The sequence below is a fragment of the Paraburkholderia sp. GAS42 genome (genome assembly GCF_050436565.1).
In the GTDB taxonomy this organism is placed as follows: Bacteria; Pseudomonadota; Gammaproteobacteria; order Burkholderiales; family Burkholderiaceae; genus Paraburkholderia.
In genome coordinates this window covers 1-24,307 of the sequence record NZ_JBNDML010000038.1, presented here as the reverse complement: position 1 = coordinate 24,307, position 24,307 = coordinate 1, and the positions used below count along the sequence as shown (strand labels likewise).

Sequence of the window (24,307 nt, the reverse complement as noted above, 5' to 3'; positions counted from 1 at the left end):
TAGGCAACGTGGCTGGGGAACAGTTCAGTGCACCAGCGCGAGACGATCGGGGGACAGGTTGCGCGGTTTCACGTCAAGCTCCCGCAGCCGGTCGCCAATTTCCGTCGTTCGACGCTACGCTCAAATTGGTCGACAATCCGCTGATGGCCCACGAACCGGGGGCGCTTTAAATGGCGTGGAACGACGCCGCACAGGAGGTAACATGGGCCCAGTCTCGGATCTCTCCGTCTTGTTAAAAACGTTGGAGCCAGTGCTTAACCCGGGCGTGTTTGTGTTTGCCTCGGTCGAGGACGGTAACGCAATTGACCCTGCCGTCATCGTTGCGTCAATCCGCGAACGCGAGGGCTTGTCTGTGGTTACGAGTGAGGCGGATGCGCGGGTCAGCGGTTTGAATACCTTGTTCAAGTGCGCGTGGATTACCTTGACCGTGAATTCAGCATTGGAGGCGGTGGGCCTGACCGCAGCATTCGCTACCGCATTGGGTAATGCCGGCATCAGCTGCAACGTGGTGGCGGGCGCCTACCACGATCATATTTTTGTCCCCCTGGAATTAGCAGACGCGGCGATGCATGTACTTCATCTGTTGCAGACGGATGGAGTCACCGGGCAACCACCGGCGAATATTGTTTAGTTTTTTTCGGATCTAACGTTAAGAGGGCCCACGCCAGACGCAAACCGGCTTCGGAGAGGATTGATCGTCCGGAGTGGGTCGGACAGCGCCATCTGTCCGCTGGCACAGACTTGATCTCCCTTCACCTGAAAGGAGATAGTCATGAAAGCGCCTCACTAAGGCCAACCACAGTCATTGATGAGCCGTTCACCCAACAGCAGAAATGGGGCGGATCAGAGACGGCCGGAGATTCGCCGCAGAAACCCGCAAGGGAGTGCTTCCAGGGTTGCAAGACGATCGGTACTTGACCGAAGTCCCACGCCCCAGGCTCAGTTCCGGTCGAACGCCGTCACCTTGGGTAGCACCACAGCAAGATAGTCCACCAGCGTGCGAACCGCCGGCAGCAGACCCGTGCGATATGGAATCAGGGCGGTGATACGGGCGTCCGCAGCGATCCATTCGGGCAATATCTGCCGCAGCGTGCCGGCCTGCAGTTCGGCTTGGCAGACGTATTCCGGCAGCGCGGCGACGCCGACGTTCGCGCACGCGGCCTCTTTCAGCGACATCAGGCTGTTGCTCTGGAATCTCGGTTCAAAGGGCACGGTGACCACGCGCTTGTCCGGGCCCTGCAACGGCCAATGCGGCGCGCACTTGCCCGCCATGGCGATGATGGCGTGAGATGCCAGGTCCTCGGGTTGCGTCGGCACGGATGTTCGTTCGAGATAGTCGGCCCCCGCGAAGAGATACCACGGTGTCCTGGCCAGCGGATGCTGGACCAGGTTGGAGTCCTGCAGCTGACCAACATGGCTCCGGATCGCCAGGTCGAATCGCTCGCCGACGATGTCCACAATCCTTTCCGTGGCGATTTCGTCGATTCTCACTTTGGGGTGGTCGGTGAGGAAGGTCGGCAGGGTGTGGCGTAGCGCGAACTGGGCAATGTCCGCAGTCGTCGTCACGCGAATCACGCCACTCGGCTCCACCAGCCGCTGGCGCATGGCTTCCTCGGCAAGCTCGGAACTGCGCAGCAGCGCCATGGCGTACTGGTAGAACTCCTGGCCTACCTCCGTCATCGCAAACTGGCGCGACGTCCGGCTGATGAGCCGCACGCCCAGCGAGGCTTCCAGTTCCTTCACCCGGTGACTCACCGTTGACTTCGGAATCCTGAGCGCCTCCCCAGCCGCGGTGAATCCGCAGCGGTCGACCACCTGCACGAAGTAATAGACATCCTTCAGATCAAGCATGGCATGGGGACTCTTCGGTCATTCCGGCGCCGGCGGCGTTCGTTGCGGGGATGGTTGGACGACGCCCGATCATACTCCAGCGCTTTCGCCCATCGCCACCCGGGTAGACCTTGGTGTCCTGCCGCGTCTGCGTCCCGCCAGCCTCAGGAATCGCCCATCCGGCGCCACCTCGCGCACCGCGCCTCACAGAGCGGCATTGTCCAGGTTTGTCGAACCCTGCGTACAACCCGGGACGACTGCCCAATTGGAATCTGCCGTCATAAGCTGTTGCACAGGAGCGGCATTGCGCTGTTTCTATATGCCAATATCAAACTGGAGAGGACAATGTTAGTGCTCAAGGGATTTCATCATTTGACCCTCGGCGTGAGGCACGCACAGGAGGATGTGGACTTCTACGTCAAGCTGCTCGGGCAGAGCCTCGTGAAGAAGACCGTGCTTCTCGACGGCGAGGATCCCATCTACCACCTTTACTACGGCAACGCGAATGGCGATCCTGGAACCCTGGTGACGTCGTTCCCGTTCCGCCAGCGGGGCGTCATGGCGCGTCAGGGATCGGGCCAGGTGCGGGTCATCAACTACTCGGTCCCCAAGGGCTCGCTCGAGTTCTGGCGCAGCCGCTTCGATGCCATGGACGTGCCGTACGACAGCGAGATCGTCGAGCGCTTCGGAGAGCGCCGCCAGCGGTTCCAACATCCGTGCGGTGTCGAGTTCGATCTCGTCGAAACAGATCTGGATGCGCGTCCAGCTTGCGTGGCCAGCGATATCCCCGAAGCCCATGCCATCCGCGGCGTGCACAGCATCACGCTGTCGCTGCGGGAAGTCGCCGAATCGATCCGCTTCATGAGCGAAGCGATCGGTTTCCGGAACGTAGGCAAGGCGGGACCCTACTACCGCTTCGAGACGTACACCGGCGGCCCGGGCACGATTGTTGAGTTCCTGCATGAGCCGGACCGACACCAGGGTTCGTCGATCTACGGCGAAGGCACGGTCCACCATGTGGCCTTCGCGGTGGACAACGTGGAACAGCAGGAGATCCTGAAGGAGAGAATGTTTGCCCTGGGCTACATCGATACGTCCGAATCGGTGCACCGCAACTACTTCCGCTCGATGTACTTCAAGATGCCCGGCGGCGTGATGTTCGAGGCGACGACCACCGACATCGGCTTCGCGATCGATGAAAAGCCCGGTCATTTTGGCGAGGAGTTCCAGCTCCCGCCGTGGCTGGCTGATCGCAAAGACGAGCTGCTGGGCCGGCTCGAGCCCATCTCTGTATGACGTTGCCGGGGATCACCATGCATAAACCGAAAGTACTGGTTGTCTTCTACTCACGTAACAGCTCCACCGAGATGCTGGCCAAGGCTGTCGCCGAGGGGGCCCTCGAGGCTGGCGCAGAAATCCGCATGCGGCGTGTGCGGGAGGTCGTCGGCCCCGACGTCATGCGGCAGGCGCCGGGCTGGCTCGAGAACGCCACGGAGATGAACGCGAAATACGAGGCGCCGACCGAAACCGATGCCGAGTGGGCTGACGCGATTGTGTTCGGCACGCCGACGCGGTTCGGGTCGATCTCGGCCGAACTCAAGGCGTATATCGACGGGCTCGGCGGCCTCTGGTTCGCGGGCAAGCTGAACGGCAAGGTGGGCTCGGTCTTCGGCTCGACGTCCTCGCGCCACGGCGGCAATGAAGCCACGCTGCTGGCGACCTACGCCCCCATGGCGCATCTGGGCCTGATCATCGTGCCGCTGGGCTATGCCGACGCGGCGATGTTCAAGGCCGGCACCCCGTACGGCGCGACTCACGTCTCGCAGCGTGACGCCGTGAAGCCGGACGACGATCACCTGGCGGTTGCCCGGTTCCAGGGCCTTAGGGTGACGACCGTCGCCCGTGCCTTGCACGCCCAGCCGCAGCCGGTAGCAGCCTGATAAAAGGGCGGAGGCACGCAGTCTCCGCCCGATTCCTGCACCGGCACAGGCCGGTGTCACGATGGCAACCACTCAGGCCGGCGCCGTCACCATGCAGCTTCCCATAGCATCAATGCTGGCGCGATAGGCGGCAACAAGTTCTGCGTCCCCGGCATTGAAGACGACCATGGACACGAGCACTGCGATCTTTTGATCGTAGACTGTTTCCATGACCGTCCTGAGCGCGTTATTCCGCAGCTGAAGCGTTTTCCTGCCCGCGGGCGTGCGGACACACCGCAGGTGGATCGCCGATGATGCCGCGCGCAGACCAGAGTTCCGGGAATGGGATCTCGTTCATGGTCGGCAGAAGCCAGGCAATGCCCTCGGTGCCGAAGTAGGCCGGCCGGGCGCCGAACGTCCGGCGCGTCGCCATCAGGTGCAGGTGCTTCCACTCGGCGAATCCCTCCGCGATATCGGCAAGCGTCTCGCCAAGCTGCTGCAGTTCCCGGTGCTTGTCCGGGTCGGCGTAGACATCGCGCCAGACGTTCTCGACCGCCTTGTCCGGTGTGTAGGGCACACTGAAATCGCGGTCGAGTACCGCCGCTGGCACGCGGAAGCCTTTGCGGTCAAGGTGGGCGAGCACGTCGTCATACAGGCTCGGCTCTGCCAGTGCCTTGCTGAGTTGTTCCCAGCGCTGGGGTTGCGGCTGGAAGTGCTGCAGGTGTTCCCCCTGCTTGATGCCGAGCAGGTAGACCATCTGGCGGTACGTCCAGCCCTGGAGGGCGGTATCCTTGCCGTACTTCACGCCAACGCGCGACAGGATGGCCAGCAGGTCGACAGGCGTCATCCATGCGATGGAGCGCCAGGTGGCATTGAGCGGCTCGTGGTGGGCGACGACGCGCCGCAGCGTCCGGCAGGCCCCGGTCAGGTCATCGGCACGCAATTGCGCCTGCGCGGCCTGCATTTCCTTGATGATCAGCATCCAGTAAAGCTCGGATACCTGCGCCGATACGATCCAGGCGTGCTCGCCGGGATGGTCGCTGACCGGGTGCTGCAGAGCGTGAAGCACGTCTGTCTGCAGCCAGGCGCTATATGGCGTATGCCCGGCTGGCGTTCCGGCGGGCGCCGGGGATGCGGGCTTGACGGTAACGTTCACGTTGGTCTCCTCGTGGTGGTGGTGGCAGGTAAGTCTTGTGGAACGGCGACGCTCCGCAGCATCGACTCCATTTGCAGCGCGACCTTCAGCAGCGCGCCGTCGTCGCTGGGCCGGGCGACGATCTGCAATGCCGCCGGAAGGCCGCCGTGCCGGGACGACAGGGGAATCGAGATGGCGGGGAATCCCGCGACGTTGAACGGTGCGGTGTAGGTCATCAGGGCCTCGCGGACGGTGCCGGTCCAGTTTCCAATGTCGACGGTGCAGGCATCGAGTGGCGGGGCGGTACAGGGGCAGGTCGGCAGCACGAGGTAGTCGAGCGTCGACATCGCTTCATGCAGCCCCGCCGAGAAATGCCGCCTGGCCTGCTGGGCCGTCGCATAGGTGCGCAGGTCCATGGCTTGCGCGCGCCTGAGCCTGTCGACCGTTTCCGGGTTGTAATACCTGGCGATGCGATCCCAGTCGTGGCGGCGGAAATGCTCGATCCCACCCTCGATGAGGACGATGGCCGCAAAGGCATCGAGCACGGCATCGAACAGGCCGGTCCTGCCCAGGTCCACGCAGGCAAATCGCTGTGCCAGTCGCTCCACTGCGTCATCGAATGCGCAGGCAACCTCCGTACTCAGAGGAACCGGCGCGATGTGTCGGATGATGCCGACGCGGCCGGAAAGCCCTGCATCGCTTTGGGGGATTTCGATGCCAACGGCATCGGCGAGCACCAGCACGTCATCGACCTGTCCACCGAGCAGGCCAACGTGGTCGCAGGTGGGTGACAGCGGAAACACGCCACGCGTGGAGAGCGTGCCGAGTGTCGGCTTGAAGCCGACGACACCGCAGAGCGCGGCCGGAATCCGGACCGAGCCGCCCGTATCGGTGCCCACGCCTGCCATGACCGCGCCATGCGCGATCGCCACTGCGGCGCCTCCGCTGGAGCCGCCGGGGATGCGGGAACGGTCGAGGGGATTCAGGGTATCGCCGAAGCTGGGGCTGGCGGTCGTCACGCCCCACGCGAATTCGTGGGTGGTGGTCTTGCCGATGACGATGGCGCCGCATCCCGCCAATGTCTTCACGATGTCGGCATCGGCAAGGGGAACATTGCTGAGGTAGGCGGCCGATCCGTATTGTGTTTCGATGCCCTTGGTGTCGATCAGGTCCTTGACGGCGATGGGCAGCCCCTCCAGCGGACGCTGCCTGCCTTCGCCGTAGCGGCGGTCGCTTTCCGCCGCGGCCTTCAGCGCGCGGTCCCAATCAATGGCGGCGAACGCGTTGAGCGACTGCTTGCTGGCTTCCGCGCAGCGGAGCGCCTCCTCGGTCAGGCCTGTCGCAGTGATGTGCCGACTGGCCAGGCCATCGAGCGCGTGGCGCAAGCTCACGGGATGCGGGAAGGTGTCGGATGGCCGGCCGGTCATTACCACAGGCTCTCCAGCAACGCAGCCAGCTTCGTGCCGGCATCCTCGCCAAGGTCGCCGACCTCGGCGGGATAGTTCTGCCTCAGCAGGGCCGCTATCTCGGGAAGCTTCGCCCGATCGAAATCGACGTCACCGAGCCGGCTCGGCAATTCCAGCGCGTCCACTGCGGCCTCAATGCGGTCAGCGAGGAATGCGGCGGGCGTGCGGCTGCCACGGTCCGTGGAGAAGATCTCAAGCTTCCGGCCATAGATGTCGGCGCAGGAGCGGATGACGGGCGCCAGCGTAATGCACGATGTCACGCTGTGCGCCAGCCCGAACGTCCCGCCGAGGATGTGCCCGATGCGATGGCTCAGGCCGTAGGTGACTGAAGCAGGATAGAAGTAACACTGCCACGCGGCGAGTTGAAGCTGCAGCAGGTCGTCGGTCGACACGTGGCCGCCCGCGATGGCCTCGCGGGTTTCAAGCTTGCGCGGCCACTTCTCCAGCACGGCAAGGAAGCGCTCCACGCCCCTGGCGGCCATGATGGCGTGAGGGTGATTCACGTCGACCCGGCGCATGCCTTCCACCGCATGGTCGATCCCCTTGATGGCCGAACTTAACAACAGCGTACGTGGTGTGTCGACGATCATCCGGGGATCGAGCACGACCAGCCTGGGGGTCGTTTCGCGCACGGCATAACTGCGCTTGAACTTCTGCGGACCGTCCGTTTCCGTCACGCCGAAGTAGTGGGAGAACTCCGAACCCGACAGGGTCGTTGGAATTGCGACAATGGGCAGGTAGCGGCCTGTTTGCTGGAAATGCTGGTAGGAGACTGCCTTTGCGGCGTCGAGCACGGAGCCGCCACCGAGGGCGATGATCGATCCCGCATTGGCCTCGATGCATGCACGCAGCCCATCGCGTACTGCGAAATCGGGCACATGCGGCGGCAGCCCGGTGAAGGTGCCCACGCCGTCGCCGATGGCAGGCTGCAGGTGCTCGCGGTTCAATGCCTCAAGGAATTCGACCGTGAACGTCATCGGGCGGCGGATGCCGTAGTTCCCCATGGATGCGGCGACGGTTTTCAGCACGTCATGTCCCCAGACAATCTCTTCCTGCGGCAAGCATTTCAACTGGTTCATTCCACATCTCCACCAAGTTTTTGTATGCGATCGGTGCTCCGATCCCGAGTAGCAAGATAGGCGAATCGGGTTCACGCGTGCGCACGGGATTCGGGAACAGAGCGTCCAGGAATTTGGACGCCCGACATATGCGGATGGGCGCGAGTCGTTCGTTGTTTTCGAACGGAGCTTGCAAGCATTGCCATCTTCACAAGGCAGGGGACGTGTCTATGATCTTTTCCACCGTAGTACCCCCACCACTAGAACGGAGACACAAGATGGAGGCAATCCAGATTACGGAAGCGCTGATTCGCGGACGCCACAGCAAGCGCGGCTTCCTTGACCGGCCGGTGCCGATCGAGACCGTCAGGGACATCCTGTCGGTCGCGAAATGCGCGCCGAGTTCGAGCAATACGCAGCCCTGGCGCTGCTATGTGCTGACCGGAAAGGCTCGCGAGAAGATTGCCGGAGCCGCGGTCAAAGCGTATCGCGCCGCTCCCGAAGGACTGGCGCCCGATTACCCGTTCTTTCCAAGGGAATTGCCGGCGCCATTCTCGTCGCGCTTCGATATGTTTCGCGGGATGCTGGGCGATGCGCAGGGCGTGCCCAGGAGCGATATCGTCGGACGCCGGCGTGACGTCGAACGGCAGTTCCGATTCTTCGATGCGCCAGTGGGAATGATCTTCACCATGGACCGGCGCCTGGAATGGGCCAGCTTCATCTGCTACGGCTGCTTTCTCCAGAACATCATGCTGGCCGCCCGCGCGCGGGGGCTGGACACGTGCCCGCAGCAGATCTGGTCGCTGCAATCGGCGGTCCTTCGTGAAGGCCTCGCCATTCCCGATGGGGAGATGATCGTGGCCGGAATGTCACTCGGCTACGCAGACGACAGTTTTCCGGAAAACAACATGGAGCTCCGCAAGCTGGAGCTGGACGAGTTCGTCTCGTTCGTGGATTGCTGACGCGCGGAACTGGACAGGCCGCTCCTTGACCTGGCCGGCGCACTTGTCATTGACGACTGTGGTCACGTTCCGCAGGTGGAAAAGCGCGAAGACGCGATAGGCATCGTTAGCGAGTTTCTGCAAGTTGCGGAGATTTCGACCGGCTGATGCGGATGCCCGGGTCCCTCAGCCGAAGAAAACAAATAGACGGAGGAGATATGTTTAAAGTGCCCGCGAGGTTCCTGGCGGTTATTGCGTTCGTATGCTTGCTGGCCTCGAACGTCGAGGCAACCGAGAATGGCCAGACCAGTTACCCTGTTGGCGTCAATACCGTATTGAATGGGATTTTGCCACCGCCTGGGGAAACCCAGTTTTACAATTACACGCTTTACTACGATGCCAATAAATTCGCTGGCCCGCATGGAGAAAGTTTCCTGCCCGGGTTCCAGTTGAACGCGTTTATTGACGCCCCGCGTGTCGTTCACACATGGGGCGCTACACTTGGCCCCTTTACTATGTCTAGTGGTGTAATCGTCCCGCTCGTTCATCTTTGGGCGGACACGCCAGGCGGCAGCGGAAAGCGCACTGGAATTGGAGACATCATCCTTGAGCCGTTGTTCATCGGGTATTCAACTCCATCGCAATCATTCTTCGCCTACTTCACCACCGAAATTTCAGTGCCTAGTGGGTCCTACTCCGCGAACCGAGTGGCGAACACTGGCCGGAATATATATGCGCTAATGCCGCAACTCAGTACGACATGGTTCCCCACGCCCGCAGTTGAAGTTTCCACCACCACGCTCGTAGAGATCAGTTCACGGAACTCAGCCACTCGATATCACTCTGGCGCTGTTGCAGAACTTGAATATCTTGTTGGCTACTCGCTTAACAGCAAGCTCCAGCTCGGACTTCAAGGATTTCTGCTGAAGCAGTTCGCCGATGACGATGTCAACGGCACGCCCGTAGGAGAGGACGGGTTTCGCGGACAAGCTGTCGCAGTTGGGCCGCAACTACGATACATGTGGTCGCAGGCGGCCGGCATTGTGTTCAAGTATCAGCGCGAGTTCGCCGTGCGGAATCGGCCGCAAGGCAACAAGCTCTGGATTGAACTGTGCTTCCCTCTTTGATCGGAATGCTGCGTCAAACCTCGCGGCGGCTGCCGGCGGTACGGATGCTGGTCGATTGTTTTGCGGTGGCGTTGTCGAAGGCCCGCATCCAGCCTTGCGGTCTGCAAATTGATGCGGTTGGCGGGAAGACGCTGGGTAGCGGACACTCACAGCGCCAACGACGGGCGGCCGCGATGGGTCGCGTGCCGCCGATCGCCGACAGGCAGAGGACGGCCAGTAGGAGCGGGTCCCGGGCGGGAATCCAATGGCAGCTCTCGGGGGCCCAAAAGGACATTGGGCTACCGTCGGCGCAAGTGTCCGCGCGGTTGAATTCCGGGCTGCGTGTCCACGGCGTCGAGGAGATGCTGGCGGCCCTCTTCAAGAATTTCATCCGCGAGCGCCGGGCCAACGTCTGCAACAGCACGCGAAAGCAGCAGCATACCGACCATCTGGCTTGTGAGCATTAGCGATTCAAGTTCAGCGAGCACCGTAGTGCGTGTCCTGGAACAGATGCGGATGTTCGCGCGGCGGGGCGCGCCAGTACGACGGTGCCGCCGTGACGCTAGCGCCCAACCGGGCCGCCGCATGCCAGCCCCAGCGCGGGTCGTAAAGGAAGGCGCGCGCCATTGCGACGAAGTCGGCCTGGCCACTGGCGATGATCTCCTCGGCCTGCTGGGCTTCTGTGATCAAACCCACAGCGATGGTCGTCACCTTGGCCGCGTCGCGGATCGCCTGGGCGAACGGTGTCTGGTACCCCGGGGCCACCATAATTTTCTGCCTCGGCGAAACGCCCCCGGAAGACGCTGTGATCCAGTCCACGCCACGCAGCCTGAGTGCGCGTGCGAAGGCGTTGGTCTGTTCCTGATCCCAGCCGCCATCTATCCAGTCGGTGGCCGAGACCTTGACGCCCAGCGGCATCCCTTCGGGCAAGACGGCGCGCACGGCGTCATAAACCTCCAGTGGGAATCGCATCCGATTTTCCAGCGAGCCGCCGTACTCGTCGCGGCGCTGATTCGCAATCGGAGAGAGGAATTGATGCAGCAGGTAGCCGTGCGCGCCATGTAGTTCCAGCCCGTCCACGCCCAGCCGCGCGGCACGCCGCGCGGATGCCACGAAGGCATCGCGTATGCGCGCCATGCCGGCCCGGTCCAGCGCCAACGGCAGGCTCTCGCCGTCGATCTGGGGCAGGGCCGACGGCGCGTGCGTGCGCCATCCGCCATCCGCCGGCAAGATCTGCTGGCCGCCTTTCCACGGCACCTCGCTTGATGCCTTGCGTCCCGCGTGGCCCAGTTGCAGGATCACGGCCGTCGGCGAGTACTGGTGGATGGCGTCGATGGCAGGCTTCAGCGCGGCTTCTGTGACGTCGTCCCACAAACCGAGGTCGCCGTGCGTGATGCGGCCATCCGGCTCCACGGCTGTCGCCTCAATGAACAGCAGTCCCGCGCCGGACGAGGCGAGGCCGCCGTAGTGGATCACATGCCAGGGCGTGGCACGTCCATTCTCGGCCACGTATTGGCACATGGGAGAAATCGCCACGCGGTTGGACAACTTCAGCTGGCGCAGTTCAGTAGACGCAAAGAGGGCGCTCATCGTGTACTCCACTTACGCTGCTAGCGCGTCGTTGCGATAGAGCGCATGGTCGGCACGCATGCGGGCGAGCGGCGTTGGCATCACGGGATGGGAAAATTCGTCGGGACAGACTTCGACGGTGGATTGAAGGTTGGACATGGTTTCCTTTTGGCTGAACTCAAATAAGACGCTGTGCTCAACGCAGATCGGGAAAGGGCTTCCGTTCCCTGCTGCCCCACGAGGCGGGTTTCCCGCCGTTCATGGCAGTTGAGGGCATGCAATCGAGTCGTATGCGGGTGCGTTTCGGGTTGTTACTTCAGCGGCGAGAAGTCGGTTGGACGCATGATGCGCGACTCCATGCTCACGAAAATGTCGAGCGCTTTCACCTTGCGGCCGAATTCCTGCCAGCGGCTGTCCACCGCCATCCGGTCGCGACGCTCGATGCGATCGTCGAGGCTCTTGTAGGCCCAGATATGCACGATCTGGCTGATATCGCCGATTTCAGTCGTGAAGAAACCAATCATCTCGCCGAGAAATTCCTGCTGAAGCGGAAGGCCTTCGCTCTTGTATAAAGCAAGCCAGTCGGCGCCACGCAGCGGCTTGAACGTATAGGTGCGGATTTCGTAAAGCATCGGATATGTCCACGGAGAGTAACTGGAGCATTGCCGGCCCTTCGATCATAGGCTTGCCAGGAGTCCATCCCGGCAAACCGGCTGTTCGACGCTCTATTGCCTTTCAGTTTCGAGTTCGCGATATCGAGGAAAGTCCGTGTAGCCTTGCTCGGTTCCACCCCAAAAGGCGGAGCGATCATAGGGCGTAAGCGGCAACTTCAGTCGAAGTCGATCCGGAAGGTCCGGGTTCGAGGTGAAGGGGCGCCCGATCGCGACCAGGTCGGCATCGCCCTTCTGCAGGATCGCCTCCGCGCTGTCACCGTTAAAGCCGCCGGCCGCGATGATCGGCCCATTGAAGACCTTCCGCAGATGCGCGGCAGCAACCGGCTCCATGTCTTCGTGACCGGCCTTGGTGTCATCGCCCTTGATGCGAGGTTCGATGAGGTGCAGATAGGCAAGCCCGAACTGATTGAGCAGTTCGCCTACCCGGCTGAACGTGGCCATTGGATCGCTGTCGACCATGTCGTTCCACTCACCGCTCGGCGAAAGCCGCACGCCAATGCGGTCGGCGCCGCGCAGCGCAGACACCGCCTCTACGACTTCCAGTAGGAACCGCGCCCGATTGTCTACGGGCCCACCATAAGCATCGGTTCGCTTGTTACTGCCGTCGTACAAGAAGCTGTCGAGCAGATAGCCATTGGCGCTGTGAATCTCCACACCGTCGACGCCGGCGTCGAGAGCCCGCTGTGCAGCGTCGCGGAAGTCCTTCACAGTCTGGCGAATATCCTCGAGATCCATGGCACGGTGCGGCGAAACGGGTTTCCATCCGTCCGATGTGAACGCCATCGTGTCAAAGGGAATCACCGAGGGTCCTACCGGCGGCCGACCGCCCGTTATGTCGGTATGCGAAGTGCGCCCGCAATGCACGATCTGCGCGACGACCCGCCCGCCATTTGCATGGATCGCATTCGCGATCCGACGGTAGCCATCGATATGGCTATCGAGATAGAGCCCTGGAGCACCGATGTAACCCCGCGCCTGGATTGAGACGTTGGCCGACTCGACGATGATGAGACCTCCGTCGGAGGCGCGTTGCGCATAATGTTCGACCATCATGTCGGTAACGCTGTCGTCAGGATTGGAGCGCAGCCTGGTCAACGGCGGCATGACAAGACGATGCTTAAGAGAGATCGAACCGATCGTGATCGGTGAGAAAAGCCTGGACACATTTACCTCCAAAATTCATGTCGGCGCCGGAGCAATACGTCATGCGGCGGCGCTCGGCCGGGCAGATACCTCGTCGTACCATCGCTGAAACGCGGTGTGTTCGACTGGAATCGGCATCTTCAGCGCGTTGGCGGCGAAGTCGGCCGTCACGAGCGTCGTGATGTCGGCCGCGGAGAAATCATCGCCGGCGACGAACCGGACGGTCTCGAGCCGCTCGTTGAAGTCGGCGAAGAAGTTGGCTACGCGCTGTTTGCTTCGCGTGATCAGTTCGGGAATCTGGTCATAGGCATGCGGACCTGACAGCGCACGGCCTTTCAGTCCCGCAACCGCGTTACGCACGCCTTCCATGACTGGCGCGAAGCCGTCCAGTTCTGCGCGGCGTTCCCACATCGCGACGAGGGCCTTCGACCTTGCTGTGGTGCCCAGTAATGGGATCTGCGGATACGCTTCCTCCAGATAGCGCCAGATGGCGAGCACTTCGCCGATGACGGGGCCGTCGGCGAGGGCCAACGCCGGCACCTGGCTGCGCGGGTTGATTGCGCGGTAGGCATCGGAAAACTGTTCCTTGGTGCCCAGGTCGACAGGCTTCGTCGGGATGTCGATTTGCTTCTCGGCGATGAAGATGCGCACGCGGCGAGCATTTGGAGAGCCCATCGATTCGTACAGTATCGGTGTAGCGGTTGTCATTTGAATCGTCCTCTCTGATGTTTCAACAAATATGGATACCTGATTAATAGGGCTTATCCAAGATACTGGAAACGGGTGTGAATCGGATTGGTCTAGAGTTTCGATCCGCCGTCGACACGCAGCGTTTCACCGGTAATCCAGCGCGCTGCGTCCGATGCGAGAAACGCAACCGCACCGCCGATGTCATCAGGTTGCGCGACGCGCTTTAACGCCTGCATGCCGAGCGTGACCTCGCGTCCCGCGTCGGTCCTGGTGAAGTTCGACATGTCGGTTTCGACGACGCCGGGCGCGACTGCATTCACGCGAATCTCGCGCTCACCCAGTGCCGAAGCGAAATGCTTGACGAGTGTATCGACTGCACCCTTGGTAGCCGCGTATGCGGGGAGCTTGCCGACCGCGGCATGTGCCGCGAGCGACGAGAGCAGGACAACGCTGCTGCCTTTGCACATTACCGGCAGTAACTGCTGCACGAGGAAATAGGGCGCACGCACATTCACGGCGAACAGATCGTCGAAATCTTCGACAGTCGTTTCCTCGATGCTTGCCGCCTTTGAAATGCCGGCGTTCGCCACCAGAATGTCCAGACGATGGCCGACGACAGCGCGTACGCGTTTTGCGAGCGTATGCGGGCCGTCTGCGTCGCGCAGATCCGCGGCGATTTTCTCGGCGTGTCCGCCGGCCGCACGGATTTCGGCGACGACAGCATCCGCCGCCTTTTCTCCGCTGCTGTAGTGAACGAGCACCTGTGCGCCTGCTTTCGCGAGTGCGAGCGCACTGGCGCGGCCGATGCCGCGTGAGGCGCCCGTGACGAGCGCGGTCTTTCCGGCGAGGTGGGTCATGAGAGTTCTCCTGATCGCTGTGGTTTCTGCATCAGCCCGCCGTCTTGCCACCGTCGACGCTGACGATCTGGCCCGTCACGAACGACGCCGCATCGGATGCGAGAAACAGGATCGCGCGGGCGATATCGTCAGGCTTGCCGATGCGGCCCAGTGGCACCGTCGAGACCAGCGCCTTCTTGCGCTCCGCTGTGCCGGTGAAGCGGTCGAGCATGCCGGTTTCGGTCGGTCCCGGCGCCACTGCGTTGACGCGCACGCCTGACGCGGCGACTTCGAGCGCGGCGGACTTCGTCATGCCTTCGACCGCATGCTTGCTGCCGGCGTAGACCGACGCGTAAGCGGCGCCTTCGTGGCCGTAGCTCGACGACACATTGACGATGCTGCCGCGCTTCTGTGCCTGCATCACGCGTAGTTCGTGCTTCATGCTGAGCAGCGTGCCGAGCACGTTGGTGTCAAAGGTCGCGGCGTAGCTTTCCGCCGTCTGGTCAACGACGGAGCCGGGTTCTCCCTCCGTGCCGGCATTGTTGATGGCAACATCGATGCGGCCGAAGCGGGCGACGGCCTGATCGACGAGGCCGTGAACATCATCGTCGTCACGGACGTCGGCACGGACAAAGATGACGTCTGCGCCGAGTCCGCGAAGTTCAGCTTCGAGCGCTTTGCCTTCGGCTTCCCGGCGGCCGGAAATGACGAGATGCGCCCCGCTGTCCGCGAAGGCCAGTGCCGTGGCACGGCCGATGCCTGTAAGCGCACCGGTAATTACAACGACTGGGGTGTCCATTTCACGTTCTCCTGCGATATAGATGAGAGGTATGGGGCGACGGCCGGTGTCAGTCCGTTGTGGGTTGCTGACAGGCGCCGCGTCGCCCTTGTTCGCTAATCTAATGGTCGGTTGCGAAAAGCAAAAAGACTTTGTAGGCTGGTGGGCATGCCTATGAGGCATGGGATGCGGGCGAGGAGAATATGGAACTTCGACATCTTCGGTATTTCATCGCTGTCGCCGAGACGGGCAGCCTGACAGAGGCAGCCGAACGGCGCCTGCACACTTCGCAGCCGTCACTGAGTCGGCAGATTCGGGATTTGGAGGACCAGGTCGGGGTCGAGTTGCTGAGCCGCAGCGCACGCGGCGTGGAGCTGACCCCAGCAGGCAAGGCATTCTTCGATCACGCCCGACTGGCGCTGACCCAGGTGGAAGCTGCAGTCGAATCCGCCCGAAGGGCAGCGCAACCTGCGAAGCAGCGCTTCTCTCTTGGCTTCCTCACTGGGCAGGAAATGACCTGGCTGCCTGAGGCCATGCGCATTCTGCGCGGCGAGTTGCCGAACATCGACGTCATCGTGTCCAGCGGCTATTCGCCGGATCTTGCCGAAGGACTCGCGCGCGGCAATCTGGATTTGGCGTTCCTGCGTGCCGAACCCGACTTCAATCTCGCCTACCAGGTCGTGGGACGGGAACCGCTCGTGGTGCTCATGCCGAGTGACCATCCGCTGACGTCCCGCGCTGCAATCCTTCCACAAGAACTCGTTGGTGAGCCTTTCATCGCTATGGCTAGCAAGGCCAGGGTGCTGCGCACGGTGATCGACGACTACCTGGATCGCTCAGGAGTTCAGATCACGTCAGCGCAGAGTGTAGACAACCCCGCGGTGGTCATGTCACTTGTTGCGTCGACGCGAGGCGTGACGCTGATCCCGGCCTATGTCGAAAACCTGATGCCTTGGTCGGTCGTCAGCCGTCCGCTCGAAGGCGAGGCGCCGACAATCGACCTGGTTATCGGCTACAGGAAGGCAAATACCTCTCCGATTCTGAAGCTGTTCCTCTCGAGAGTGGATGAGCTGATCGCAGGCGTCGCGAAGAGATCGTCGTGATCCTGCCTCCATAACTGCATGCTCCTCCCGTTCCGATTTCTCGCTTGACAAAGTAACAGACCTGTTCGTAATATTCACGAAACTTACAGGTTAGTCACTTTGTGGAGTCGATCCATGAATCAGTTGAACGCGCGCTATCTAGAGGATTTTGCAGTGGGGCAGACGTTCGGTTCAGGGCGGCTGCGCATCGATGGCGAACGGGCCATCGCGTTCGCTGCCGAGTTCGATCCGCAGCCTTTCCACCTCGATGAGGCGGAGGCGCGCCGCTCGATTTTCGGTGGACTGGCCGCCAGCGGCTGGCACACCGCTGCTGTGACGATGCGGTTGCTGATTGAGACCGAACTCAAGCCGGCTGGCGGCTTCGTCGGCGCGGGCCTCGATGAGTGCCGCTGGCCCCGGCCCGTGCGCCCCGGTGACGAGTTGCGCGTCGAGTGCGAGGTGATCGAGGTGCGACCGTCAAAGTCGCGTCCGGAGCAGGGCCTGATCAAGCTCCGGACGACCACCCTGAACCAGGACGACGAGGCCGTGCTGGTGTATGTCGTGAACATGGTCGTGCCGCGCCGGAAACAACATTCGCCACAGGCGACAACCGCCTTGGGATAGAGGTGATTATGGGCATCGGTTTCATCGGCTTAGGTGTCATGGGACAGCCCATGGCGCTCAATCTGGCCCGCGCAGGCACACAACTCATTGTCTGGAATCGCTCCGCTGACAGATGCGAGTCTTTGCGAGTGGCGGGCGCAACCGTCGCGACGAATCCTGACGAGATATTTGAACGGACCCGCGTGGTATTCCTGATGCTGGCCGACGGCGACGCAATCGACGCCGTCCTCGGCCGCGGCACGCCGCAGTTCAGCGCGAACGTTGCGCGCCACACGATCGTCCACATGGGGACGACCTCGCCCGACTACTCGCGCGGACTCGAAGCCGATATTCGCAACGCCGGTGGCAGCTACGTGGAAGCCCCTGTTTCGGGCTCGCGCAAGCCCGCCGAGGCGGGCCAGCTCGTAGCGATGCTGGCGGGCGAAGAAGCGGCCGTCGAAAGCGTCCGCCCTCTGCTCGAGCCAATGTGCCATCAGACGATGGTGTGCGGCCCGGTTCCGAGCGGGCTTCTCATGAAGCTCGCGGTGAACCTGTTTCTGATGACCACGGTCGCCGGCCTTGCGGAAGCGGCTCATTTTGCCGAACGGCATGGTCTGGACATGCAGCAGTTCCGCGCCATCGTCGACGCCGGTCAGATGGCGAGCGACATCTCCCGCGTGAAAATTCTCAAGCTGGTGATGCGTGACTTCGATGTCGAGGGGTCGATCATCAATGTGCTGGAAGTCAATCGATTGATTGCGGAAGCGGCCAGAGAAGCCGGGGTCGCGTCGCCGCTATTGGATGTCTGCCATGCGCTATTCGGTGAGACGCTGGCGTTGGGGCACGGCCAGTCCGACATAGCGGCTGTCGTCCGCGCACTCGAGGCAAGAACCGATTCCAGAAAATGACCGCGTCACCTTGTCTCCGAGGCGCTTCGCCGAACCGCTAAGCCAACAACTTCATGGCGGCGTCGAGGAGGTCGGCCCCCAGATCGGCCGGCTCCGCTATCAGGCCGGTAACGTACGCGCCGTTGATGAGCAGCGCGATCTGAGACGCGGTACGGTCGGGAGCACTGACGCCCAGCTTGGCAACGATGGTTGCGAGCCTTGCCCGCAATTCCTCCTTGTTGGCCCGGGCAATGACCCGGCCTGGATGGTTGGCATCAGGAAACTCCGTCACCAGGTTCAGGAACGGACAGCCGCGAAAGGCCGGGTGCCCGATCCGCTTCGCGATCCCGGATAGCAGCGCGTCCAGCAGGGCGCGCGGGTCATCAGCGTGCAGCTTTTCAGTGCGATCCCACCACGTCCAGAACGACCGATCTTTTTCGGTGGCGAAGGCGGCGATCAAATCGTCCTTGGAGTCAAACAGGCGATAGAGGCTGGTCTTCGACACGCCAGATTGCTCGACGACCGTGTCAACACCGATGGCGCGGATGCCCTCACGGTAGAACAACTCACTTGCCGTCGCGAGGATGCGCTCGCGCGCACTCACTTCGCCCTTTGGCGGGGCACCCCGCCGGGGTCGGGCTCCTGCCTTCATATCCGCAAGCTCCTCTCATTCCGATTTTCTGGTTGACAAAGTAACAGACTTGTTCGTAACCTTCAAGTTACAAACAGGTCCGTAACTTTCTGGAGAGCGGCCATGCGATCGATCGAGGCGAAAACTTTTTCGGGCTATGGCGGGCTGCTGCAGACCCATTTGCCCAAGCCGAAACCGGCAGAGGGCAGGGCGCTGGTCCGTGTCACGGCCGCCGGCGTCACGCCGCTCGATCACACGATCCTGTCAGGTGGACACCCTCGGGCCAAGGCGCCGCTGGTGCTCGGTAACGAGGGCGCCGGTGTCATCGAGGATGCTGGCGATTCAGGTCTCGCGGTGGGCAGCCGCGTGATGTTCACAGGACCCTACGGGGTTCGTGAGAATGGCGCGTGGCAAGAATGGCTGCTGGTGAGGCCCGATGATCTGGCGCTCGTGCCCGACGCGATCGACGACGTAGTCGCGGCCAGCCTTCCAGTGGCCTGGCTGACGGCACAGATCACGCTGACGCTGGCCGGATTCAAGCCGGGCGTGACGGTGCTGGCTCCAGGGATCGGCGGATCGGTCGGCAACGCGACCTGTCAACTCGCGCGGGCGAAGGGCGCCGGCAAGGTGCTTTCGACGGCCGGCAGTGCGGCGAAAGCCGCCAGGGCTCGCGAGCTTGGCTTCGAGCACGTGGTCGACCTTAGCGCGGAAGGTCTCGCCGACGGCGTTCGCCGGATAACGGACGGCAAGGGCGTCGATATCGTCATTGAGAGCATTGGCGGGAGCGTGACCAGTGAGGCGCTAACAAGCCTGGGTCCCGGCGGTGTCCTGATCGCGTTGGGCTACTCCGCTGGACGCAGAACCACGATCGATGTGACCGACCTCATCTGGAAGCGCGCGCGTATGGAAGGCTTCTCTCTGTTTGCCCAGTCACCGGCTGTGGTTGCTACCGCGTGGCAGGACATCCTCTCGCTGATCGCCAGCGGATCCGTCAAGCCGATCGTCGAGCGGGTCTATCCCCTCGCCGAAGCAGGCGAAGCCCTGCGTCACCTGATAGAGGATCGGCCGTTTGGCAAAGTCATTTTAACGACGTGACCGACAGGACAAGCGGATATTCACAGCCCCCGCGCGCGCCTTTTCCATTGGTGCGATCCCCGCGCTTCGGTCGAAGCGGGTCAGGCGATGAGCGGACGAGGTTTCCTCGACGCGATGCAACCATGAGGAGGTCGTTATGTTGAATTGGCAAGTGGGCGCGGTGAAGATCACCTGCGTGGTCGAGCTGTTGATGTGCCTCCCCTACGATCCGGAGAGCTTCTTCCTGCGCGACGCGACGCCGGAGGCGCTGAAGGGCAGCCCCTGGCTCTATCCGCACTTCACCAACGAGGATGGTTCGCTCAACGTCTCCGTCCAGGCCCTGCTAGTGGAGGCGCCGGGGCTGAGGCTGATGGTCGACACCTGCATCGGCAACGACAAGCCGCGCCGTCTGGTGGGCGGAATCCCGCTGGCGACGCAGTTCCTGCAACACCTGGCGGATACGGGCTGGAGCCGCGACGATGTCGACGTCGTGGTCTGCACCCACCTGCACGTGGACCACGTGGGCTGGAACACCATGTTGGTGGACGGCACGTGGGTTCCGACCTTCCCGAAGGCCCGCTACCTGATCGGCAAGCGTGAATTCGAGCATTGGAGCAACGAGGGCGACGAGGAGCAGCAGGCGATCATGGGCGACAGCGTGCGGCCGATCTTCGACGCCGGCCTGGTCGACCTGGTGGAGATGGATCACCGCATCTCGCCTGAGGTGCGCCTGACGCCAAGCCCCGGGCACACGCCGGGCCATGTCAGCGTGATGATCGAATCGGAAGGGCAGCGCGCGGTGATCACCGGCGACATTGCCCACCATCCCTGCCAGATGGCGCACCCCGAGTGGGCCACGAGTCTCGACAGCGACATCCAGGCCGCGACGGCCACCCGCGCAAAGTTGTTCGCCGAGTGGGCCGACCAGCCGATTCTGGTTATCGGCACCCACTATGCCGCGCCGACAGCTGGACGCGTGAGGCGCGATGGGGCGGCGTTCTGGTTCGAGGTCTAGCTGCCGGAGGGACAAGGAGATGATCGACTGACTGGCCGGCGTTGGTCGGCACGCGCAAACCACCCTCGAATGCAGCTGAGCATGGGCGCTCGGTTATTTTTTTGGCAACTGACCGCCAGCCCAGAGGCGTTGCCAATCGGAATTAGCAATCAACGGAGGAATCGCTATGGGTAAGTTGCAGGGAAAGGTGGCCGTCATCACCGGCGGTTCGTCGGGGATAGGCTTCGCCGCCGCGAAGCTCTTCGTCGCCGAGGGCGCATACGTTTTTATTACCGGCCGTCGCCAGAAGGAGCTTGACGAAGCCGTGAGGGCCATCGGGGACAATGTGACCGGCATCCAGGGAGACGTCGCCAAATTGGCTGATCTTGATCGTCTCTATGAAAGCGTCAACGCGACAGGACGAAGAATCGACATTGTCTTCGCCAACGCCGGCATCGCTGAGTTCGCCGCCTTGGGCAGTATCACCGAAGCTCATTTCGACAAACTGTTTAGTACCAACGTGAAGGGATTGCTCTTCACCGTCCAAAAGGCTCTGCCGCTCTTGAATGACGGCGGATCCATCATTCTCACGGGCTCCGTCGCGAGCGCCAAAGGGACGCCCGCCTTCGGGGTATACGGCGCGACCAAGGCGGCTATCCGCAATTTCGTGCGAGGATGGACCGTGGAGCTGAAGGACCGTCGCATCCGTTCAAACGTCCTTAGCCCGGGCCCCATTGATACCCCGATCATCGATCAGCAGCCTCAGGACGCTATTGCGAGGATCTTATCTACCATCCCGATGGGACGGATGGGGGAAGCCGACGAAGTTGCCAAAGCTGCCCTGTTTCTGGCTTCGGATGACTCCAGTTTCGTCACGGGCATCGAACTCTTCGTGGATGGCGGCAGAGCGCAGATCTGATCGTCGATTGATTCGCTCCGCCCGCCGCATGTTCGGCGCCACAGGGCATATGTCCCGCTATTCACTACTGGACGTCAGGAAGGCCGGATGAGTCACCATCGCGCGAGTGTTTTCCACGATCGCTTGCGCGAGCTCCGGGTTGCCCACCGCGCGGGCCATGCTTACAGCGCCCACTAATGCCGTCAGGATGGCGGTGGCTCTTGCGGTGGCAGCCGTGCCTCCACCAAGCGCCTGAGCAATCTGCTCCACGTTTTTCTCGAACTGACCGGCGATAACCTGGCGTACTTCAGGCCCGGCGTACCGGGCTTCGCCTGCCAACGCGCACATCCCGCATCCGTCACCTGGATTCTCGATGTGCTCGGGGGCGAGCCAGACAGCCGCAATCTGCGCAACGGTCGGCTTCTTCTTTGCCCGGAAGAATTGGTCTATGCGCGCCTGGCCGTGCTGCATTACCCGGTCGGCGGCTTCCGCAATCATGGCTTCGCGCGACCCGAAGTGCGCGTAAAAGGCGCCCTTGGTCAGTCCTGCGCTTTGCATGGCGTCCGCGACACTGACGCTGTCCAGGCCGTGCTCGCTGATTTGCCGTGCCGCGGCATCGAGAATTCGCTCCCTGCTGCGTGCCTTGTCTGCCTGTGAATATCCCAACGGTTCCTCACGAAATAGCTTGACATTGTGTCGTACGATCGTAATACTTAATCTGTATTACGATCGACCGGCAGATTATAGCTCAAACAGGGCGAAGTCTGGCGTGCATATGCATATGTAAATGGTGGGGGCGTCGGGAATCGTGGGTACCCCGGACCTCGATCTTAGGCGTCCATCGAAGAGGAGATTCATCATGAAAGCCGTCGTACTCACCGCTTATGGCGACCCTGCAATTGGACTTGAATTCCGCGAGTTGCCCGAACCCGCTGGTCCGGGCGCGGGACAGGTGTTGGTCGGAGTCGAGTATGCCCCGATCAACTTCAGCGACATTCTCGTCGCGCGAGGCCTGTACGCGCTGCATCCCGAGTTGCCGTCCGTTATCGGCAACGAGGGTGCAGGGCGGGTGCTGGAGGTCGGTACAGGAGTCTACAGCGTCAGGGTCGGCGACCGCGTGACTCTCCCGCTGGGCAGCTTTACCTGGCGCGAGCGGATGGTCGTCAACGCGGACGGCATGGCCGTGCTTCCTGCCGATGCCGATCCTCGGCAGTTGGCAATGCTTGGCATCAACCCGCCCACCGCGCATCTGCTGCTCGAGACGTACGTGCAGTTGCAGCCGGATGACTGGATTGTCATCAACGCGGCCAATTCGGCCATAGCGCGCTGGATAGTCAGTTTCGCCAAGCGAAAAGGTGTCAAGACTCTCGGCTTGGTGCGCCGCGCCGAGGCTATGAGTGCCGCGCGGGAAGCGGGATGCGACCTAGTCCTCCTGGACGACGAGAACGCGCCCGAGAAGATGGCCGAAGCGCTGGGCGCAAAGCGCATGCGGCTTGCGCTGGATGCCGTCAGCGGCGAGGCCACTGGCCGCCTGGCCAAGTTGCTGGGGCCTCGCGGCACCCTCGTGTCGTACGCCGCCCCTAGCTTTGCGGCCATGGCTGTTAGTCCGTTCGAGGTCATCTTCAATGACCTGACCGTTCGTGGCTTTTCACTAGGTAATCCGGACTTTGCCGGACAAATTCTCGGCGCCATCACGCAGGCGGCAACGATGCTGGCCTCGGGCGAAGTCGCAATTCCAGTCGCCGCGACATATCGTCTTGAGGATATCGGCGCGGCAATCGCCCATCAGGCGAGCGGCGGAAAAGTTCTTCTGAAAGTTGGGGACTAGGTCCAACGTGCGAGTCCCTGGCCAGCCTGGAACAAGGGGATCTCGTCACCGTTTCCCTTCTCTATCCGAAAAGTCTGATTGGGACACCGGAGTGCCGTCGCCACACGACCTGACTCGTTACTTTCACCTGGACGACACTGACCATGCATTGATCGCGAAGAAGCGTGGCGAGCACAACTGGCTCGGTTTCGCCGCGCAGCTCGGCACCGTGCGCTATCTCGGCACTTTCCTTGACTTCGCGGTGCCCGCGCCGGTACTGCATACCCTGGTCAGGCAATTGCGAATCGAGGCGATTGACGGCACACGCGACTACAGCACCGGCGAGCAGCGCTGGGAACACGCGATCGAAATTCGCGCCGCTTACGGCTACGTCGAGATTACCGAGCCCCGGGCTGGCTTTAGCCTTACCCGTTGGCTATACGCGTTGTGCTGGACCGGCACTGACCGGCCAAGCGGATTGTTCGAGCGGGCCACTGCATGGCTGGTGACGCATAAGGTGCTGCTGCCCGGTTGTAGCACTCTTGAACGCTACATCGCGCGCCTGCGCAGCCGGGTGGAGGAAAGGCTGTGGCGCTCGCTCGCCCACGGTATCGGCAGTGAACAGCAAGCAAGGCTGGAGAGCCTGCTGGCCGTGCCACTCGGCAGGCGCAGCTCGCAACTGGATAGCCTGCGAATGGGGCCGGTGACGGTCAGTGGTCCATCGCTGGTCCAGGCCCTGCTGCGGCTGCGCTCGGTACGCGAACTGGGCATCAAGCTGCCGGCCGCCGCGCGCATCCCTGCGACTCGTATGGCGGCTTTGGCGCGGTTCGCTGGCGCCGCCAAGGTGCGCGCCGTTCTGCGCTTGCCGAATCCGCACAGAGGGGACGGCGAACGCCGTTTCCTACCCCTATTCAACTCCAGTTATCAGATGTGGCGATTCTTGCGCAGCGCGTTTTCGCATTCGGCAGTGCAGGGCACGGCGCCGGCGATGTGCTGACGTCGGCCAGCGTCAGGTTTGCCTCGCGTTTGCCTGTGAGCCGTGCGATGCGGTAGGGTGCGGGTTTCACTCACAGAACAGGGCTGTCCATGAACAAACAGGAATCTATGGTCACCCCCGTTTTTGCAACGCTGACTTTTGACTTTGCGGTTGGCTTGCCTAAATCTATCCGGCGTCGTTTTGGAGATA

At 62.2% G+C, this 24,307-nt stretch carries 28 protein-coding genes; 14 read left to right on the top strand and 14 right to left on the bottom strand.

Annotated features, from left to right (window positions below; translation table 11 throughout):
• Nucleotides 1-202: 202 nt before the first annotated feature.
• Nucleotides 203-631, top strand: a complete 429-nt coding sequence (locus P3T16_RS33185) for an ACT domain-containing protein (RefSeq protein ID WP_429345427.1) — start codon at nt 203-205, stop codon at nt 629-631.
• A gap of 308 nt (nt 632-939) precedes the next feature.
• On the opposite strand, the gene P3T16_RS33180 is transcribed toward P3T16_RS33185, so the two are convergent.
• Nucleotides 940-1,851 (bottom strand): LysR substrate-binding domain-containing protein, encoded by a 912-nt coding sequence (locus P3T16_RS33180; protein WP_429345426.1) that lies wholly within the window; start codon nt 1,849-1,851, stop codon nt 940-942.
• A gap of 324 nt (nt 1,852-2,175) precedes the next feature.
• On the opposite strand from P3T16_RS33180, the gene P3T16_RS33175 reads away from it, so the two are divergent.
• Both P3T16_RS33175 and wrbA read left to right on the top strand, forming a co-directional pair.
• Nucleotides 2,176-3,126, top strand: a complete 951-nt coding sequence (locus P3T16_RS33175; RefSeq protein ID WP_429345425.1) for a ring-cleaving dioxygenase — start codon at nt 2,176-2,178, stop codon at nt 3,124-3,126.
• 17 nt (nt 3,127-3,143) lie between these two features.
• Nucleotides 3,144-3,770 carry an NAD(P)H:quinone oxidoreductase gene (gene wrbA / locus P3T16_RS33170; protein ID WP_429260907.1) on the top strand — a complete coding sequence of 209 codons (627 nt, stop codon included), beginning with the start codon at nt 3,144-3,146 and terminating at the stop codon, nt 3,768-3,770.
• Between the two features lie 72 nt (nt 3,771-3,842).
• On the opposite strand, the gene P3T16_RS33165 is transcribed toward wrbA, so the two are convergent.
• Genes P3T16_RS33165 through P3T16_RS33150 form a run of 4 tightly spaced genes read right to left on the bottom strand, consistent with a single transcriptional unit; the run spans nt 3,843 to nt 7,429 of the window.
• A complete protein-coding gene (locus tag P3T16_RS33165) occupies nt 3,843-3,980 on the bottom strand; it encodes a hypothetical protein (RefSeq protein WP_429260906.1) in 138 nt (45 codons plus the stop codon).
• A 16-nt stretch (nt 3,981-3,996) separates the two neighbouring features.
• Nucleotides 3,997-4,905: a tryptophan 2,3-dioxygenase gene (locus P3T16_RS33160; RefSeq protein WP_429260905.1), complete on the bottom strand. Its 909-nt coding sequence runs from the start codon at nt 4,903-4,905 to the stop codon at nt 3,997-3,999.
• The gene (locus P3T16_RS33155) at nt 4,902-6,311 is read right to left on the bottom strand and encodes an amidase (protein ID WP_429345424.1); all 1,410 of its coding nucleotides are present in this window, start codon (nt 6,309-6,311) and stop codon (nt 4,902-4,904) included. The genes P3T16_RS33160 and P3T16_RS33155 overlap by 4 nt, the downstream gene beginning before the upstream one ends.
• A complete protein-coding gene (locus P3T16_RS33150) occupies nt 6,311-7,429 on the bottom strand; it encodes an iron-containing alcohol dehydrogenase (RefSeq protein ID WP_429345423.1) in 1,119 nt (372 codons plus the stop codon). The genes P3T16_RS33155 and P3T16_RS33150 overlap by 1 nt, the downstream gene beginning before the upstream one ends.
• A 257-nt stretch (nt 7,430-7,686) precedes the next feature.
• Here P3T16_RS33150 and P3T16_RS33145 point away from each other — a divergent pair, with 257 nt between their 5' ends.
• The 3 genes from P3T16_RS33145 (at nt 7,687) to P3T16_RS33135 (ending at nt 9,922) form a co-directional block, all read left to right on the top strand.
• Nucleotides 7,687-8,370, top strand: a complete 684-nt coding sequence (locus tag P3T16_RS33145; protein ID WP_429260914.1) for a nitroreductase — start codon at nt 7,687-7,689, stop codon at nt 8,368-8,370.
• 197 nt (nt 8,371-8,567) lie between these two features.
• The gene (locus P3T16_RS33140) at nt 8,568-9,476 is read left to right on the top strand and encodes a SphA family protein (protein WP_429345422.1); all 909 of its coding nucleotides are present in this window, start codon (nt 8,568-8,570) and stop codon (nt 9,474-9,476) included.
• A 5-nt stretch (nt 9,477-9,481) separates the two neighbouring features.
• Nucleotides 9,482-9,922, top strand: a complete 441-nt coding sequence (locus P3T16_RS33135) for a hypothetical protein (protein ID WP_429345421.1) — start codon at nt 9,482-9,484, stop codon at nt 9,920-9,922.
• Nucleotides 9,923-9,932: 10 nt separating this feature from the next.
• On the opposite strand, the gene P3T16_RS33130 is transcribed toward P3T16_RS33135, so the two are convergent.
• From P3T16_RS33130 to P3T16_RS33100, 7 genes are all read right to left on the bottom strand, one after another.
• Nucleotides 9,933-11,045: an NADH:flavin oxidoreductase/NADH oxidase gene (locus P3T16_RS33130; protein ID WP_429345420.1), complete on the bottom strand. Its 1,113-nt coding sequence runs from the start codon at nt 11,043-11,045 to the stop codon at nt 9,933-9,935.
• A gap of 12 nt (nt 11,046-11,057) precedes the next feature.
• Complete coding sequence (locus P3T16_RS33125; protein WP_429345419.1) at nt 11,058-11,183, bottom strand: hypothetical protein; 126 nt, start codon at nt 11,181-11,183, stop codon at nt 11,058-11,060.
• Between the two features lie 152 nt (nt 11,184-11,335).
• Complete coding sequence (locus P3T16_RS33120; protein WP_429345418.1) at nt 11,336-11,656, bottom strand: NIPSNAP family protein; 321 nt, start codon at nt 11,654-11,656, stop codon at nt 11,336-11,338.
• Nucleotides 11,657-11,749: 93 nt separating this feature from the next.
• Entirely contained in the window at nt 11,750-12,862 is a 1,113-nt protein-coding gene (locus P3T16_RS33115) for an alkene reductase (protein WP_429345417.1), read from the bottom strand.
• A gap of 39 nt (nt 12,863-12,901) precedes the next feature.
• Nucleotides 12,902-13,549: a glutathione S-transferase gene (locus P3T16_RS33110; protein WP_429345416.1), complete on the bottom strand. Its 648-nt coding sequence runs from the start codon at nt 13,547-13,549 to the stop codon at nt 12,902-12,904.
• 92 nt (nt 13,550-13,641) lie between these two features.
• Nucleotides 13,642-14,388 carry an SDR family NAD(P)-dependent oxidoreductase gene (locus P3T16_RS33105; protein ID WP_429345415.1) on the bottom strand — a complete coding sequence of 249 codons (747 nt, stop codon included), beginning with the start codon at nt 14,386-14,388 and terminating at the stop codon, nt 13,642-13,644.
• Between the two features lie 31 nt (nt 14,389-14,419).
• Nucleotides 14,420-15,166 (bottom strand): SDR family NAD(P)-dependent oxidoreductase, encoded by a 747-nt coding sequence (locus tag P3T16_RS33100; protein WP_429345414.1) that lies wholly within the window; start codon nt 15,164-15,166, stop codon nt 14,420-14,422.
• Nucleotides 15,167-15,348: 182 nt separating this feature from the next.
• Here P3T16_RS33100 and P3T16_RS33095 point away from each other — a divergent pair, with 182 nt between their 5' ends.
• The 3 genes from P3T16_RS33095 to P3T16_RS33085 all read left to right on the top strand — a co-directional run bounded on the left by P3T16_RS33095 (nt 15,349) and on the right by P3T16_RS33085 (nt 17,738).
• Complete coding sequence (locus P3T16_RS33095; protein WP_429345413.1) at nt 15,349-16,248, top strand: LysR family transcriptional regulator; 900 nt, start codon at nt 15,349-15,351, stop codon at nt 16,246-16,248.
• Nucleotides 16,249-16,362: 114 nt separating this feature from the next.
• The gene (locus P3T16_RS33090; RefSeq protein ID WP_429345412.1) at nt 16,363-16,851 is read left to right on the top strand and encodes a MaoC family dehydratase; all 489 of its coding nucleotides are present in this window, start codon (nt 16,363-16,365) and stop codon (nt 16,849-16,851) included.
• 8 nt (nt 16,852-16,859) lie between these two features.
• Nucleotides 16,860-17,738, top strand: coding sequence for an NAD(P)-dependent oxidoreductase (locus tag P3T16_RS33085; protein WP_429345411.1), 879 nt, complete (start codon nt 16,860-16,862; stop codon nt 17,736-17,738).
• 37 nt (nt 17,739-17,775) lie between these two features.
• Here P3T16_RS33085 and P3T16_RS33080 read toward each other — a convergent pair whose 3' ends face one another.
• Nucleotides 17,776-18,369, bottom strand: a complete 594-nt coding sequence (locus tag P3T16_RS33080) for a TetR/AcrR family transcriptional regulator (protein ID WP_429345410.1) — start codon at nt 18,367-18,369, stop codon at nt 17,776-17,778.
• A gap of 102 nt (nt 18,370-18,471) precedes the next feature.
• Between P3T16_RS33080 and P3T16_RS33075 the strand changes: the two genes are divergently transcribed.
• The 3 genes from P3T16_RS33075 (at nt 18,472) to P3T16_RS33065 (ending at nt 21,335) form a co-directional block, all read left to right on the top strand.
• Nucleotides 18,472-19,443, top strand: a complete 972-nt coding sequence (locus P3T16_RS33075; protein WP_429345409.1) for a quinone oxidoreductase family protein — start codon at nt 18,472-18,474, stop codon at nt 19,441-19,443.
• Between the two features lie 136 nt (nt 19,444-19,579).
• Nucleotides 19,580-20,437, top strand: coding sequence for an MBL fold metallo-hydrolase (locus P3T16_RS33070; protein ID WP_429345408.1), 858 nt, complete (start codon nt 19,580-19,582; stop codon nt 20,435-20,437).
• A gap of 166 nt (nt 20,438-20,603) precedes the next feature.
• Nucleotides 20,604-21,335 (top strand): SDR family NAD(P)-dependent oxidoreductase, encoded by a 732-nt coding sequence (locus P3T16_RS33065; protein ID WP_429345407.1) that lies wholly within the window; start codon nt 20,604-20,606, stop codon nt 21,333-21,335.
• Between the two features lie 57 nt (nt 21,336-21,392).
• Here P3T16_RS33065 and P3T16_RS33060 read toward each other — a convergent pair whose 3' ends face one another.
• Complete coding sequence (locus tag P3T16_RS33060; RefSeq protein ID WP_429345406.1) at nt 21,393-21,980, bottom strand: TetR/AcrR family transcriptional regulator; 588 nt, start codon at nt 21,978-21,980, stop codon at nt 21,393-21,395.
• 193 nt (nt 21,981-22,173) lie between these two features.
• Between P3T16_RS33060 and P3T16_RS33055 the strand changes: the two genes are divergently transcribed.
• A complete protein-coding gene (locus P3T16_RS33055) occupies nt 22,174-23,142 on the top strand; it encodes a zinc-dependent alcohol dehydrogenase family protein (protein WP_429345405.1) in 969 nt (322 codons plus the stop codon).
• A gap of 91 nt (nt 23,143-23,233) precedes the next feature.
• The gene (locus tag P3T16_RS33050) at nt 23,234-24,118 is read left to right on the top strand and encodes a DUF4158 domain-containing protein (RefSeq protein WP_429345404.1); all 885 of its coding nucleotides are present in this window, start codon (nt 23,234-23,236) and stop codon (nt 24,116-24,118) included.
• The last annotated feature ends 189 nt before the right edge of the window (nt 24,119-24,307 follow it).

Coding starts and splice junctions, on each gene's coding strand:
- P3T16_RS33065 (WP_429345407.1), top strand. CDS start 20,604: ATGGGTAAGTTGCAGGGAAAGGTGGCCGTCATCACCGGCGGTTCGTCG.
- P3T16_RS33175 (WP_429345425.1), top strand. CDS start 2,176: ATGTTAGTGCTCAAGGGATTTCATCATTTGACCCTCGGCGTGAGGCAC.
- P3T16_RS33080 (WP_429345410.1), bottom strand. CDS start 18,369: ATGAAGGCAGGAGCCCGACCCCGGCGGGGTGCCCCGCCAAAGGGCGAA.
- P3T16_RS33125 (WP_429345419.1), bottom strand. CDS start 11,183: ATGTCCAACCTTCAATCCACCGTCGAAGTCTGTCCCGACGAATTTTCC.
- P3T16_RS33150 (WP_429345423.1), bottom strand. CDS start 7,429: ATGAACCAGTTGAAATGCTTGCCGCAGGAAGAGATTGTCTGGGGACAT.
- P3T16_RS33090 (WP_429345412.1), top strand. CDS start 16,363: ATGAATCAGTTGAACGCGCGCTATCTAGAGGATTTTGCAGTGGGGCAG.
- P3T16_RS33145 (WP_429260914.1), top strand. CDS start 7,687: ATGGAGGCAATCCAGATTACGGAAGCGCTGATTCGCGGACGCCACAGC.
- wrbA (WP_429260907.1), top strand. CDS start 3,144: ATGCATAAACCGAAAGTACTGGTTGTCTTCTACTCACGTAACAGCTCC.
- P3T16_RS33055 (WP_429345405.1), top strand. CDS start 22,174: ATGAAAGCCGTCGTACTCACCGCTTATGGCGACCCTGCAATTGGACTT.
- P3T16_RS33105 (WP_429345415.1), bottom strand. CDS start 14,388: ATGACCCACCTCGCCGGAAAGACCGCGCTCGTCACGGGCGCCTCACGC.
- P3T16_RS33185 (WP_429345427.1), top strand. CDS start 203: ATGGGCCCAGTCTCGGATCTCTCCGTCTTGTTAAAAACGTTGGAGCCA.
- P3T16_RS33165 (WP_429260906.1), bottom strand. CDS start 3,980: ATGGAAACAGTCTACGATCAAAAGATCGCAGTGCTCGTGTCCATGGTC.
- P3T16_RS33135 (WP_429345421.1), top strand. CDS start 9,482: ATGCTGCGTCAAACCTCGCGGCGGCTGCCGGCGGTACGGATGCTGGTC.
- P3T16_RS33075 (WP_429345409.1), top strand. CDS start 18,472: ATGCGATCGATCGAGGCGAAAACTTTTTCGGGCTATGGCGGGCTGCTG.
- P3T16_RS33100 (WP_429345414.1), bottom strand. CDS start 15,166: ATGGACACCCCAGTCGTTGTAATTACCGGTGCGCTTACAGGCATCGGC.
- P3T16_RS33130 (WP_429345420.1), bottom strand. CDS start 11,045: ATGAGCGCCCTCTTTGCGTCTACTGAACTGCGCCAGCTGAAGTTGTCC.
- P3T16_RS33110 (WP_429345416.1), bottom strand. CDS start 13,549: ATGACAACCGCTACACCGATACTGTACGAATCGATGGGCTCTCCAAAT.
- P3T16_RS33140 (WP_429345422.1), top strand. CDS start 8,568: ATGTTTAAAGTGCCCGCGAGGTTCCTGGCGGTTATTGCGTTCGTATGC.
- P3T16_RS33095 (WP_429345413.1), top strand. CDS start 15,349: ATGGAACTTCGACATCTTCGGTATTTCATCGCTGTCGCCGAGACGGGC.
- P3T16_RS33085 (WP_429345411.1), top strand. CDS start 16,860: ATGGGCATCGGTTTCATCGGCTTAGGTGTCATGGGACAGCCCATGGCG.
- P3T16_RS33120 (WP_429345418.1), bottom strand. CDS start 11,656: ATGCTTTACGAAATCCGCACCTATACGTTCAAGCCGCTGCGTGGCGCC.
- P3T16_RS33155 (WP_429345424.1), bottom strand. CDS start 6,311: ATGACCGGCCGGCCATCCGACACCTTCCCGCATCCCGTGAGCTTGCGC.
- P3T16_RS33070 (WP_429345408.1), top strand. CDS start 19,580: ATGTTGAATTGGCAAGTGGGCGCGGTGAAGATCACCTGCGTGGTCGAG.
- P3T16_RS33180 (WP_429345426.1), bottom strand. CDS start 1,851: ATGCTTGATCTGAAGGATGTCTATTACTTCGTGCAGGTGGTCGACCGC.